The sequence below is a fragment of the uncultured Ralstonia sp. genome, from assembly GCA_913056305.1.
Classification (GTDB): Bacteria; Pseudomonadota; Gammaproteobacteria; order Burkholderiales; family Burkholderiaceae; genus Ralstonia.
This window is the reverse complement of the sequence record CAJXMR010000128.1, coordinates 1-13,559: the sequence shown is the minus strand read 5'-3', so window position 1 is coordinate 13,559 and position 13,559 is coordinate 1. Positions and strand designations below refer to the sequence as shown.

General features: G+C 67.5%; 10 protein-coding genes and 2 pseudogenes. 10 read left to right on the top strand and 2 right to left on the bottom strand.

The genetic code is table 11. The annotated features are described in order from the left end of the window. The 3 genes and pseudogenes from QZ609_RS17820 to QZ609_RS17810 all read left to right on the top strand — a co-directional run. Positions 1-266: pseudogene (locus QZ609_RS17820) on the top strand (lytic transglycosylase domain-containing protein); the annotation flags it as partial. 81 nt (positions 267-347) lie between these two features. Next, a complete protein-coding gene (locus QZ609_RS17815; RefSeq protein ID WP_295497581.1) occupies positions 348-1,217 on the top strand; it encodes a 2OG-Fe(II) oxygenase in 870 nt (289 codons plus the stop codon). A gap of 15 nt (positions 1,218-1,232) precedes the next feature. Beyond that, positions 1,233-1,826, top strand: a complete 594-nt coding sequence (locus QZ609_RS17810; protein ID WP_295497579.1) for a MarC family protein — start codon at positions 1,233-1,235, stop codon at positions 1,824-1,826. Between the two features lie 66 nt (positions 1,827-1,892). Here the strand turns inward: QZ609_RS17810 and QZ609_RS17805 are convergent, their stop codons facing one another. Both QZ609_RS17805 and ffh read right to left on the bottom strand, forming a co-directional pair. Beyond that, positions 1,893-2,441: a hypoxanthine-guanine phosphoribosyltransferase gene (locus QZ609_RS17805; protein WP_295497577.1), complete on the bottom strand. Its 549-nt coding sequence runs from the start codon at positions 2,439-2,441 to the stop codon at positions 1,893-1,895. Between the two features lie 51 nt (positions 2,442-2,492). Beyond that, entirely contained in the window at positions 2,493-3,911 is a 1,419-nt protein-coding gene (gene ffh, locus QZ609_RS17800) for a signal recognition particle protein (RefSeq protein ID WP_295497575.1), read from the bottom strand. A 147-nt stretch (positions 3,912-4,058) separates the two neighbouring features. Between ffh and ccsA the strand changes: the two genes are divergently transcribed. The 7 genes and pseudogenes from ccsA to QZ609_RS17765 all read left to right on the top strand — a co-directional run. Further along, on the top strand, positions 4,059-4,970 hold the full coding sequence (gene ccsA / locus QZ609_RS17795) for a cytochrome c biogenesis protein CcsA (protein ID WP_295497573.1): 912 nt from the start codon (positions 4,059-4,061) through the stop codon (positions 4,968-4,970). Positions 4,971-5,009: 39 nt separating this feature from the next. After that, positions 5,010-5,288, top strand: coding sequence for a hypothetical protein (locus tag QZ609_RS17790; RefSeq protein WP_295497571.1), 279 nt, complete (start codon positions 5,010-5,012; stop codon positions 5,286-5,288). Beyond that, complete coding sequence (locus QZ609_RS17785; protein ID WP_295497569.1) at positions 5,285-7,363, top strand: ATP-binding protein; 2,079 nt, start codon at positions 5,285-5,287, stop codon at positions 7,361-7,363. Before QZ609_RS17790 ends, QZ609_RS17785 begins: the two co-directional genes overlap by 4 nt. A 25-nt stretch (positions 7,364-7,388) precedes the next feature. Then, positions 7,389-9,077: a sigma-54 dependent transcriptional regulator gene (locus tag QZ609_RS17780; protein WP_295497567.1), complete on the top strand. Its 1,689-nt coding sequence runs from the start codon at positions 7,389-7,391 to the stop codon at positions 9,075-9,077. Next, on the top strand, positions 9,070-9,681 hold the full coding sequence (gene ampD / locus QZ609_RS17775; RefSeq protein ID WP_295497565.1) for a 1,6-anhydro-N-acetylmuramyl-L-alanine amidase AmpD: 612 nt from the start codon (positions 9,070-9,072) through the stop codon (positions 9,679-9,681). The genes QZ609_RS17780 and ampD overlap by 8 nt, the downstream gene beginning before the upstream one ends. A 441-nt stretch (positions 9,682-10,122) precedes the next feature. After that, the gene (locus tag QZ609_RS17770) at positions 10,123-13,095 is read left to right on the top strand and encodes a ribonucleoside-diphosphate reductase subunit alpha (protein ID WP_295497563.1); all 2,973 of its coding nucleotides are present in this window, start codon (positions 10,123-10,125) and stop codon (positions 13,093-13,095) included. Between the two features lie 157 nt (positions 13,096-13,252). After that, positions 13,253-13,559 (top strand): annotated as a pseudogene (locus QZ609_RS17765) (ribonucleotide-diphosphate reductase subunit beta); the annotation flags it as partial.

The window sequence follows — 13,559 nt, the reverse complement described above, 5'->3', positions numbered from 1 at the left end:
ACCTGCGCTACGGCTGCACGATCCTGCGTCATTACCTCGACATGGAAGGCGGCAACCTTTATCTGGCGCTCGGCCGCTACAACGGCAGCCGGGGCCAGCCGCAGTATCCGAACGCCGTGCTGGCGGCGTGGAAGCGCTGGCAGTACCAGGAATCGGCGGTGACGGTGTCGGCGCCGCCGGCAGAACATGCGCCGCGCGCCAAGACGCTGCCGGACGTGCCGGCGCGCAACCCGTTCTCGCCGCAGCGGATTGCGGGTGCCTACTGAGGCCGGCAACTCGTGACGGCCGCCCGCAAGGGGATCGGCCTACAATAAGGCCATCTCCGTCGTCCGCAACGTTTCTCCCGCATGTCCACGATCCAACCGTACGCGACCATGTCCGACGCGCTGCACGACTGGCTGCAGCGTCACGTGACCGAAGGCTTCGAGGCGGATCCGCTGGTCGCCTCGATGGTGCAATCCGGCTATGACCGCGCCTTTGCGCGGCGCGTGGTGGACGAGGCGATCGCACAGCGCCCGCCGCTGGCGCCGGTTGCGCCTGTGCCTGTGCCTGCGCCGGCAGAGCAGGAAGTCGAGAACAGCAACTGCGTGCACACCACCGATGGCGACATTCCCATCTTGTTCGCCATCGAGACGCCGCGCATCGTGCTGTTCCAGCACTTCCTGTCGGACGAAGAATGCGACCAGCTGATCGCGCTCGGACACAATCGCCTGAAGCGCTCGCCGGTGGTGAATCCGGAGACGGGTGAGGAAAACCTGATCTCCGCCCGCACCAGCGAAGGCGCGATGTTCCAGGTCGGCGAGCATCCGTTGATCGCCAAGATCGAGGCGCGCATCGCCCAGGCCACCGGCGTGCCCGTCGAGCACGGCGAGGGCTTCCAGGTGCTGCACTACCAGCCTGGCGGCGAGTATCAGCCGCATTTCGATTTCTTCAATCCGGGCCGCACCGGTGAGGCACGCCAGCTTGAAGTCGGCGGCCAGCGCGTGGCCACGCTCGTGATCTACCTGAACAGCGTGCAGGCGGGCGGTGCGACGGGCTTCCCGAAGCTCGGTCTGGAAGTGGCGCCGATCAAGGGCAACGCGGTGTTCTTCGTCTACAAGCGGCCCGACGGCACGCTGGATGAGGACACGCTGCATGCCGGCCTGCCCGTGGAGCGCGGCGAGAAGTGGATCGCCACCAAGTGGCTGCGCGAGCGGCCCTACCGACGCGGTGCCTGAGCGACGGTCCGCCGCATGGAATACACCTTCGCGTCTGCCACCATCCTGCTGGTGCTGATCACCGATCCGCTCGGCAACATTCCGATCTTCATCTCGGCGCTGCGGCCGGTGGCGCCCGAGCGCCGCAGCCGCGTGGTGCTGCGCGAGGTCGGCATCGCGTTTGTGCTGCTGCTGGTCTTCATGCTCTTCGGCGATGCCTTCCTGCGCATGATGAGCCTGACCGACCTGTCGCTGCAGATCGCGGGCGGCATCGTGCTGTTCCTGATCGCGCTGCGCATGATCTTCCCGCGCGACGGTGCCACCGATGCGCAGCCCACCGGCGAGCCCTTCATCGTGCCGCTGGCGATTCCCGCCATCGCCGGCCCGTCGGCCATGGCCACGGTGATGCTGCTGGTATCGCAGGCGCCGGGCCGCATGTGGACGTGGGTCGGCTCGCTGTGCGCGACGATGGTGGTGTCGGCCGCGGTGTTGCTGAGCGCCACGCACATCCAGCGCCTGGTGGGCGAACGCACGGTGATGGCGTTCGAGCGGCTGATGGGGTTGATCCTGGTGGCGATCTCAGTGGAGATGCTGCTCAAGGGCATCCGCATCTTCGCGCATCAGCTCTGAGCAGTTCGCGCTGGCAACAAAAAAGGGCGACCGGTGTGTCGCCCTTTTGTTGGTCTGTGCGCCGCGTCAGGTGTTCTTCAGCGCGCGGATGGTCGGCAGGTTGCGCCAGTAGCCCTTGGCGTCCATGCCGCAGCCGAACACGTAGCGGTCCGGCACGTTGAAGCCGCAGAAGTCCGGGTACAGCGGCTTGTCCTTGGCCAGCGTCTTCTCGCACAGCACGGCGGAGTAGAACTCGCTCGCGCCCATGTCGATGATGCGTGAGCGGATGGCGGCCATGGTCTCGCCTTCGTCGAGGATGTCGTCGAGCACCAGCACCGTGCGGCCCTTGACCGACTCGCGCGGTGCCACGCGCCATTGCATCTCGCCGCCCACCGTCTTGTTGTTGTAGCGCGAGAGGTGGATGTAGTCGAACTCCAGCGGGAAGGCCAGCTTGGGCAGCAGCATGCCGGTGAACACGCACGCGCCGCCCATCACGGACAGCACCATCGGGAAGGTGTCGCCGATCTTCTCGGTGATCTCGTCGGCCATGCGGTCCAGCGAGCCGCGCACGGCGTCTTCGCTGACGATTTCTTCGGAGTTGGCCCAGAGTTCGCGGGCCTGTTCTGCGCTCAGCATCGTGTCAGTCTGTGAAACGGTTTAAGTCGATTGGATCGGGCAGGCTTTAGCTCAGCGGCCGCCGGGCAGCAGCCCCTTCATGCCACCTTTCATGCCGCCCATGGCACGCATCATCTTCATCATGCCACCGCCCTTGAGCTTCTTCATCATGGATTGCATCTGCTCGAACTGGTTGAGCAGGCGGTTGACTTCCTGCACCTGCACGCCGGCACCGGCGGCAATGCGGCGCTTGCGGCTGGCCTTGATCAGCTCGGGCTTGGCGCGCTCGGCGGCGGTCATGGAGTTGATGATGCCTTCCATGCGGCGGACCTGTTTCTCGGCCTGGTCCATGTTGGCGCCCTGGGCCTGCTGTGCGATCTGTGCGGGCAGCTTGTCCATCAGGCTGCCCAGGCCACCCATCTTCTTCATCTGGCCGATCTGCGCCTTGAAGTCTTCCAGGTCGAAGCCGCCGGTCTTCTTGATCTTGGCGGCGAGCTTCTGCGCCTCCTCCATGTCGACACCGCGCTGGGCTTCTTCCACCAGCGCCAGGATGTCGCCCATGCCCAGGATGCGCTGGGCCATGCGGTCGGGATAGAACGGCTCCAGCCCGTCGAGTTTTTCGGCCACGCCGACGAACTTGATCGGCTTGCCGGTGATGTGGCGCACCGACAGCGCCGCGCCACCGCGGGCGTCACCGTCGAGCTTGGTCAGCACCACGCCGGTCAGCGGCAGGGCATCGTTGAAGGCCTTGGCGGTGTTCACCGCATCTTGGCCGAGCATCGCGTCGACCACGAACAGCGTTTCGGCCGGCTTGAGCGTGGCGTGCAGCGCGGCGATCTCCTGCATCATCGCCTCGTCAATACCGAGGCGGCCGGCCGTATCGACGATCAGAACATCGTGGTAGTGCTTCTTGGCCCAGTCCAGCGCCGCGGCGGCGATGTCGACCGGTTTCTGGTCCGGCAGCGAAGGGAAGAAGTCCGCGCCAACCTGCTCCGACACGGTCTTCAACTGCGCGATGGCGGCGGGGCGATACACGTCGCACGACACCGTCAGCACTTTCTTCTTCTTGTTCTCCTTGAGCCACTTGGCCAGCTTGCCGACGGTGGTGGTCTTGCCCGCGCCCTGCAGGCCGGCCATCAGGATGATCGCGGGCGGGGTGACGTTCAGGTTCAGCTCCGCCGCGCGGCCGCCGAGGATGTTGCTGCCGACGCCTTCGAGCGCTTCTTCGCCGCCGATGATGGCGGTCAGCTCGCGCTGGACGATGCCGACCAGCGCCTGGCCCGGCGACAGGCTCGTGATGACGTCTTCGCCGAGCGCCTTTTCCTTGACGCGGGCAATGAACTCGCGCACGACCGGCAGCGCCACGTCGGCCTCGAGCAGCGCCAGGCGGACCTCGCGCAGCATCTCGGCGGTGTTGGCTTCGGTCAGGCGCGCTTCGCCGCGCATGGTCTTGACCACGCGCGCAAGCCGTTGGGTCAGGTTATCCAGCATGACAGGGATCCGGAATGAGGGACGGGTGGGCCAATGCGCGTGTCATGTGCATCGGCCGAAATGTGCGTTCCGCGCTGCCGCCCAGGCCCTGAGGCGGGAGGGGGCAAGCCTAGGCCAAAACCAAGGTGGCTGCGGTAAACTGTGCAAATGGTCATTGTACTGTATGCGCTCACGGCGCTTCTCTATGGCACCCTCGCTTGGTATGCGTGGGCGCATCGCGGCGGGCTCGAGGCCCAGGCCGCTGCTGGCGCCATCATGACGGGCAGCCTGCCGCCTGCCGCGGCCGTGCTGGTGCCGCCGCCCCCAACGGCCGCCGAAGCCGGTCCGGCCTGGTGGCGCTGGGCGCTGCTGGGGGCCTTGGCCGTGCACGGGCTACTGCTGCACGAGACCATCTTTCCTGCCAGCTCCATGGTGTTTGGCTTTGCCTTCGCGCTCTCCGCCATGCTGTGGCTGGGCGTGGGCATCTTCTGGATCGAGAGCCTGTTCTTCTCGCTGGCCGGCCTGGGCCTGCTGGTGATGCCCGTGGCGCTGCTCGGCAGCCTGCTGCCGCTCGTGTTTCCCGGCACGCAGATCCTCGGCTATGCAGCCAGCCCGCTATTCAAGCTGCACTTTGCCATCGCCAACGTCGCTTACGGGCTGTTCACGCTGGCGGCCTTCCACGCCATCCTGATGCTGGCCGCCGAGCGCCGCCTGCACACCATCAACCGCCCGGCCGACGCCGGCTGGCTCGGCCGCTGGCTCGACCTGCTGCCGCCGCTGCTCACGCTCGAGAAGCTGCTGTTCCGCCTGATCGGCGCGGGCTTCGTGCTGCTCACGCTGACCATCGCCTCGGGCGTACTGTTCTCCGAGCAGCTGTTCGGCCGCGTCTTCCATTTCGAGCACAAGACCGTCTTCGCCATCCTGTCGTGGGTGATGTTCGGTGGCATCCTGATCGGCCGCCGCTTCTACGGCTGGCGCGGGCGCGTGGCGCTGCGCTGGGTGATGGCGTCGTTCGCGATCCTGATGCTGGCCTATGTTGGCAGCCGCTTCGTGCTCGAAGTCATCCTGCACCGCGTGTAGCGCGTTCTTGCGCAACGCTTTCTCGCCTTACCCGCCGCCATGACCCGTCCTGTCCTGCTGATCCTGATGCTGCTCGCCGGTTGGTGGTGGCTGAGCCGCCAGGGCGTGCGCAATGCGCGGCCGACGTCGTCGGGGCCTTCGGCGCCGTCCGCGGGCCGTGCGGGGGCCGACCAGGCCAGCACGCCCCAACCCATCGAGCAATGCGACGTCTGCGGCGTGCACGCGCCGCGTGCCGGCATGGTGGCCTTGTCCAACGGCCGCTACCGCTGCGCCGAGCATGCCGCCCAGGCTCCCCACGGCGGCCGGGGCGACGCGTGATGCGCGAGGCACACCGGCTGGCGCAGCCCAAGGTGTCCGGTATCGATGAGGCCGATGCTGCCGGGCAGTCCGCATCCGCCGGGCCGCGCCACCTGTGGTCCCACTTGAACGCCTGGCGCGCGCTGCGCGCGGTGTGGCTGGAGCCCGACCCGCCTGAATTCCAGTGGCGCCTGTTGCGCTACTTCGCCTTCAGCCGCGCCGCCGTGGCGCTGGTGCTGCTGCTGTTTGCCACGATCCCGCGCGACCGCGCCAGCAACCCGCCCGCGCCCATCAGCGACGCGATGCTCAGCCTGACGCTGCCGTATCTGGCGCTGGCGCTGCTGGTCCTGGCGGCGGCGGGGTGGTGGCGCTCGCACTTCCAGTTCCGTGTACGGCTGGATGTGCTGCTGGACCTGGTGTTCCTGGGGGCGGCCTACGCCGTGCTCTCGCAAGTGTCGGCCAGCGTGGCGATGGTGTTTCTGATGCCGGTGCTGGCCGCGGGGGCCCTGACCAGCCTGCTGTTTGCGCTGTTCACGGCGGCGATGGCGGCGATGGTGGTGCTGGCCGAGCCGTTCCTGCGCATGCTGGTCGAGGGCACGGTCGAGTCGGGGCTGGCATCGGCCGGGCTGTACGGCCTGGTCTACATGATGGCCGCGCTGATGATGTACGGCCTGTCGCACCGCCAGATCGCGCAGGAGCGCCTGACGCTGGCGCGCGAGCGTGAACTGCGCCTGCAGCAGCTGGTGAACCGGCTGATGGTGTACGACATGCAGGACGGCGTGATGCTGGTGCGCGCCGATGGCCGCGTGGTGGCCGCCAACCCCGCCGCGGCGATGCTGCTGGGCGTGCCGCAAAGCGCCTTCGTGGGCAGCGGCGCCATGCTGTTCGACCTCAAGGACATCCCCCACCTGCGCCCGCTGCTGGAGACGCTGCGCCAGTGGCTGCGCCGCAAGAGCCGCCACTCCGGTGCCGCATCCGATGCGGCTGGCGACGACGATGCCCCGCGCATTCTCGATTTGCTGCCGATCCCCTCCGGCGGGCGCGCCGCACTGAGCGCACGCCTGCGCCTGCGCTTCATCCTGCCGAGCCTGGCGAACCTGCGCAGTGTCTACCTGGACAGCCTGGTCAGCACGCTTGGGCTGCCGATTGCCGGCGAGCCGGCGGGGGACGGCCTGCGCCAGCGTGTGGCCTCGGCGGAGGCCATGCAGACGTGGTCCGCTGATGACGAAGCCTTCCTGCGCCACGAGCTGCACGACACCGTGCTGATCCACGTAGAGAGCTGGGAGCGTGTGGCCGAGCAGGCGCAGCAGGAGAAGCTCGCCTCCATGGGCCGGCTGGTGGCGAGCGTCGCGCACCAGATCCGCAATCCGCTGGCCGCCATCAGCCAGGCTGCCGAGCTGCTGGACGATCCGGGCGAGGGCGTCGAGCATGCCCGCCCGGAAGGCTCGGGCGTCGAGACCCGCCTGCTGCGCATCATCCGCGACAACGTGCGGCGACTGGACCAGGTGGTCGCCGACGTGCTGATGCTCTCGCGCCGGCCGCGCGGCGAGCGCGTGCGCGTGCAACTCGCGCAGGTGCTGCCCGAGGTGGTCGAGCGCTGGCGCGCCGAGGCGCTGCGCCGGTCCGGTGAGCCGACCGCGATCAACGCCAACCTGGTGCGCGTGGCCGTAGACCTGGGCCGCCCGGTGCTGTTCGACCCGGCGCAGTTGCAGCAGGTGGTCGGCAACATGCTCGACAACGCGCTGCGCTACTGCCGCCGCGTGCCGGGCTCGATCCTGCTGGCGGCGACCATGCTGGACGATACCCATGCCGAGCTGGTGATCTGGAACGACGGCCCCGAGGTGCCCGCCGAGCAGCAGCGCAGCCTGTTCGAGCCGTTCTTCACCAATGACGCGCAGGGCACCGGCCTGGGGCTCTACATGGCGCGCGAGTTGTGCAGCGCCAACGACGCGCAGATCCGCTACGGCGCCATCGCGCTGGATGCCTTGCTCGATCGCACCGGAGCGTTGACCATGGAGGCGCGTGACACGCTGCCGCACCGCGCCTTCGTCATCACGCTGATGTTTGACCAACCCGCCGTGCCGGTGGCGGAATAACCCGCCGGCCGACTTCCCGCTGCCCATGTCTAAAGCCGCCATCGTTCGCGAACCCATTCTCGTCGTCGACGACGAAGCCGATCTGCGCGAGCTGCTGGAGATCTCCCTGCGGCGCATGGGGCACGACGTGGTGCTCGCCAGCGGCCTGGGCGAGGCGCGCGAGGCCCTGGCGCGCCAACGCTTCGCCCTGGTGCTGACCGACATGCGCCTGGGCGACGGCCTGGGCATCGACCTGGTGCGCCAGCTCTCGGCCACGGCCGACCGCACGCCGGTGGCCGTCATCACCGCCTACGGCAGCGCCGAGAACGCGGTGGAGGCGCTCAAGGCCGGCGCCTTCGACTACATCGCCAAGCCGCTCTCGCTCGATCAACTGCGCAGCCTCGTGCTCAACGCCCTGGGCCGCCAGCAGCGCGATCCGGATCCCGGCAGCGCCGACCTGGCCGAGCGCACCAACGATCTGCTGCCCGGTCACTCGGCCGCCATGCAGGAGGTGCGCCGCTCGTTGATGCGCCTGGCGCGCAGCATGGCGCCGGTGGTGATCAGCGGGGAGTCGGGCAGCGGCAAGGAGCGCGCGGCGCGCGCCGTCCATGCGTTGTCCGCACGCGCATCGCGGCCGTTCGTGGCCGTCAACTGCGGCGCGATCCCCGAGAACCTGATGGAAGCCGAGTTCTTCGGCTACGTGAAGGGCGCCTTCACCGGTGCCGACACCGACCGCCAGGGCTTCTTCCAGGCGGCCAACGGCGGCACGCTCATGCTCGATGAAGTGGCCGACCTGCCGCTGACCATGCAGGTCAAGCTGCTGCGTGCGCTGCAGGAGCGCCGCGTGCGCAAGATCGGCGAGAGCCGCGAAGACCCGGTCGACGTGCGCGTGGTGTGCGCGAGCCACCAGAACCTCGCGCGCCTGGTCGCCGCCGGGCGCTTCCGCGAGGATTTGTTCTACCGCCTGAATGTGCTCGAGCTGCGCATGCCCACGCTGCGCGAGCGCGCCGAAGACGTGCCGGTGCTGGCCGGTGTGCTGCTGGAGCAGCTTGCCGGCCGCTACGGCGATCCGCGCCCGAAGCGCCTGACGCGCCCGGCGCTGCAGCAGCTGTGCGCGTACCCGTTCCCGGGCAACGTGCGCGAGCTGGAGAACCTGCTGGAGCGCGCCTACGCCTTTGCCGAAGGCGAGTCGATCGATGTGGATGATCTCGGCGCGCTGGGTGCCGAGATTGAACGCTCGCCGCTGTTCCACCGCACGCGCGAGGCGCACGGCGGGGTACCTCCGCATCCGTCGCACTTGTCGTCGATGCCTGCGCCCGGGCACCCGTCCCATCCTGGCCATCCTGGGAATGCGCGACCTCGCCATCCCGGGCATCCGCTCGATGCGCCTGCGGTTGGCTGGCCTGACGCGGCCTATCTTCCTGCGTCAGCGCCGAGCCCGATGGGCATGATGCCGCATGCGGCGGCTGCGCCGATCGAGCCGACGCCGCCAGCAGAGCCTGCCGCGCCGGCCATGCCCGCGGTGTCCTTGCCGGTCGATCTGCCGGCCTATCTCGAATCGGTCGAGCGCAGCGTGATCCTGACGGCGCTGGCCCAGACCGGCTTCAACCGTACGGCTGCCGCCAAGCTGCTCGGTCTGTCGTTCCGTCAGCTGCGCTATCGCATGCAGCAGCTCGACATCCGCGACCCGCGCGACGTCGAATCCGCCGGCAACGGCCTGGGCGCCGATGCCTGAGTTGCCCGCCATGCACGTCGCCGCGGATGGCTGGGTGGACGGCATGCGCCGCCATCCGTCGCCCAACGTCGACGCGCGGCCCGAGGGCATGCCGATCGACCTGATCGTGCTGCACAACATCAGCCTGCCGCCCGCGCAGTCCGGTACCGACTTTGGCACCGACGACGTGCTGGATTTCTTCAGCAACTCGCTCGACTGCGACGCGCACCCGTATTTCGATCAACTGCGCGGTGTGCGCGTGTCGGCGCATTTCTTCATCCGCCGCAGCGGCGAGTGCGTGCAGTTCGCGCCGTGCGAGGCGCGCGCGTGGCATGCGGGCGCCTCGGACTTCTTTGGCCGCACGCGTTGCAACGATTTCTCGATCGGCATCGAGATCGAGGGCACGGACGACCAACCGTTCACCCCGGAGCAGTACGTCGCCACGGCATCGCTCGTGCGGGCGATCTGCGCGTCGTATCCGATCGGGGCGATTGCGGGGCACTCGGACATCGCGCCCGGGCGCAAGACCGATCCCGGGCCGTGCTTCGACTGGGCGCACCTGCGTGGGCTCGGCGGCTTGGGGGCGGCGCTATTTCCCTATCAACCGGGCGCTGCTCCGGCCTAGTCCGGAACCAGCGGGCGCCCGTCTACCGCAAACGTGTGACCCCTATCGATCTTGCTTGATCGATAGAAAGATTTATTCTCAACAGGTGATCGTCGCATCGCCGCACGCCCATCCCGTCGACCCGTTGTGCCGCTTGGGATGGCGGGCATGCGGCACTGCATCCGGGGTGGGAAAATAGCCCATCGCCGCCATCTGTCAAGACTGGTCAAGTTCGATCGTTCCACTATACTTAGTGCCAATTCCGGGGCGGCATACTAGATATAGTGGTGGCAATCCGGAATTCTTATTTCGGCGCCACGCGGGGGCGGGCGGTCGGCGGGTCAAGCCGGCGCTTGGGAGCCGAGGAAAGGCAAGGGTCTTTTCCATCTCTATTTCCCTGCGTGACGCAACGGCCCGCCCCGTCAGGCGAGCCGCCAATCGAACGGTTCAACAGGAGTCACCATGCAGACGGCCCAACCCGAAATCCACTCCGGCACCGCCAATCCGTCCCAATTTGCGCAAAGCGCTGGCGGCACGGCCGTGGCCCCCAGCACCAGCTACGCCGACTACAAGATCATCCGCCGTAACGGCGCGGTGGTCGGTTTCGAGCCGTCCAAGATCGCCGTGGCCGTGACCAAGGCCTTCCTCGCCGTCAACGGCGGGCAGGGCGCCGCTTCCGCGCGTGTGCGCGAGCTGGTCGAAGGCCTCACCCAGAACGTGGTGCGCGCGCTGCTGCGCAGCCGCCCGAACGGCGGCACCTTCCATATCGAAGATGTGCAGGACCAGGTCGAGCTGGCCCTGATGCGCTCGGGCGAGCACGACGTGGCCCGCGCCTACGTGCTGTACCGCGAGCGCCGCGCCCAAGAGCGCGCCCAAGCCGGCGAGACCCAGCAGCAACCGGCCTTCATCGGCCTGAACGTGACCGACGGCGGCATCACCCGCCCGCTGGACATGGCTGCGCTGCGCAACGTGATCGTCTCGGCCTGCGAAGGTCTGGGCGAGGCGGTGGACGCGGAGCCGATCCTCAAGGAAACGGTCAAGAACCTGTATGAAGGCGTGCCGATGAGCCAGGTGTACGACTCGGCCATCCTGGCCGCGCGTACCCTGATCGAAAAGGACCCGGCCTACAGCCAGGTCACCGCGCGCATCCTGCTGCACACGATCCGCCGCGAGATCCTCGGCGAGGAAGTCACGCAGGCCGAAATGGGCGCCCGCTACGTCGACTACTTCCCGCAATTCATCAAGCGCGGTATCAACGCCGAGCTGCTCGACGACAAGCTGGCCCAGTTCGACCTGGCCCGCCTGGGCGCCGCGATGGACGCCTCGCGCGACTTCCAGTTCAACTACCTCGGCCTGCAGACGCTGTACGACCGCTACTTCCTGCACATCAACGAGACGCGCATCGAGATGCCGCAGGCGTTCTTCATGCGCGTCGCGATGGGCCTGGCCCTGAACGAGATCGACCGCGAAGCCCGCGCCATCGAGTTCTACCAGTTGCTGTCGTCGTTCGACTTCATGTCGAGCACGCCGACGCTGTTCAACTCGGGCACGCGCCGTTCGCAGCTGTCGTCGTGCTACCTGACCACCGTGTCGGATGACCTGGACGGCATCTACGAAGCGCTGAAGGAAAACGCGCTGCTCTCCAAGTTCGCAGGCGGTCTGGGCAACGACTGGACCAACGTGCGCGCGCTGGGCTCGCACATCAAGGGCACCAACGGCAAGAGCCAAGGCGTGGTGCCGTTCCTGAAGGTCGTCAACGACACGGCTGTCGCAGTCAACCAAGGCGGCAAACGCAAGGGCGCGGTGTGCGCGTATCTGGAAACGTGGCACCTGGACATCGAAGAATTCCTGGAGCTGCGCAAGAACACCGGCGACGACCGCCGCCGCACGCATGACATGAACACGGCCAACTGGATTCCGGACCTGTTCATGAAGCGTGTGATGGAAAACGGCGAGTGGACGCTGTTCTCGCCGTCCACCTGCCCGGACCTGCACGACAAGGTCGGCCGCGCCTTCGAAGCCGCCTACGTGGCCTACGAAGACAAGGTCGCCCGTGGCGAACTGAAGCTCTTCAAGAAGATCCCGGCGCAGCAACTGTGGCGCAAGATGCTGGGCATGCTGTTCGAAACCGGCCACCCGTGGATCACGTTCAAGGACCCGTGCAACATCCGCAGCCCGCAGCAGCACGTGGGCGTGGTGCACAGCTCCAACCTGTGCACGGAAATCACGCTGAACACCAACGACAGCGAAATCGCCGTGTGCAACCTGGGTTCGGTCAACCTGGTGGCCCACCTGGCCAAGCAGGCTGACGGCACGCTGGCGCTCGATCACGACAAGCTCAAGAAGACCATCCGCACCGCGATGCGCATGCTCGACAACGTGATCGACATCAACTACTACGCGGTCAAGAAGGCGCGGGACTCGAACCTGCGCCACCGTCCGGTGGGCCTGGGCATCATGGGCTTCCAGGACGCACTGCACGTGCTGCGCATTCCGTACGCCACCGATGGCGCGGTGCAGTTTGCCGATACCTCGATGGAAGCCGTGTGCTACTACGCCTACTGGGCTTCGACCGAGCTGGCCGAAGAGCGCGGCCGCTACAGCAGCTACAAGGGCTCGCTGTGGGACCGTGGCATCCTGCCGCAAGACTCGCTCAAGCTGCTGGCCGAAGAGCGCGGTGGCTACCTGGAAGCCGACTTCTCGTCGAGCATGGACTGGGACAGCCTGCGCGGCCGCATCCACCAGTACGGCATGCGCAACTCGAACTGCGTGGCGATTGCCCCGACGGCGACGATCTCCAACATCATCGGCGTGTCGGCCTGTATCGAGCCGACGTACCAGAACCTGTACGTCAAGTCGAACCTGTCGGGCGAGTTCACGGTGGTCAACGACTTCCTGGTGCGCGACCTGAAGGCACGCGGCCTGTGGGACGAAGTGATGGTCGCCGACCTGAAGTACTTCGACGGCTCGCTGGCCCGCATCGACCGCATCCCGCAAGACCTGCGCGACCTGTACGCGACGGCCTTCGAGGTGGAGCCGACGTGGCTGGTGGAGGCTGCCTCGCGCCGCCAGAAGTGGATCGACCAGGCGCAGTCGCTGAACATCTACATGGCTGGCGCGTCGGGCAAGAAGCTGGACGACACCTACAAGCTGGCGTGGCTGCGTGGCCTGAAGACCACGTACTACCTGCGCACGATCGGCGCCACGCACGTCGAGAAGTCGACCGTGTCGCGCGGCACGCTGAACGCCGTGTCGTCGGGTAGCGACGTGGGTGGTGTGTCGGCTGCGGGTGCTGCTGGTGCCTCCTCGGTGGCTCCGGCCAGCGCGCTGGACGCGATTGCCGCCGCCGCCCCGGCCATGCCGGAAGCCGAAGGCGCCGTGTGCACGATGCGCCCCGGCGACCCCGGCTTCGAGGAATGCGAAGCCTGCCAGTAAGGCATCGGGCGGGCTCACCCCAAGCGCCCCAGGGGCCGCACGGCATCGAGTGATGCGGCGGCCTGTTCACTGACATCGGCGACCGGGCCGGTGCCGCGTATGGATCGAAACATGCGCGCCGCCGGCCGGTCCAATTGAAATACTCTGGAGAAACTCCATGCTGAGCTGGGACGACGACGTCAAACCTGCCGCACAACCGCAAGCAGCACCGCAGCCTGTGTATCAACCGCAACAGCCGTCGCTGCAACCGGCCACCGCCGACCAGGGCGGCGTGCTGCCCCCGTCGGCCACGCAGGCTGTCGGTACGGGCATCCTCGGCAACAACCCGAACGCCGCCGCCGCGCAGAGCAACCGCCGCGTGAATGCCGCCGACAAGCGCGTCATCAACGGCGCCACCGACGTCAACCAGCTGGTGCCGTTCAAGTACAAGTGGGCCTGGGAAAAGTACCTGGCCGGCTGCGCGA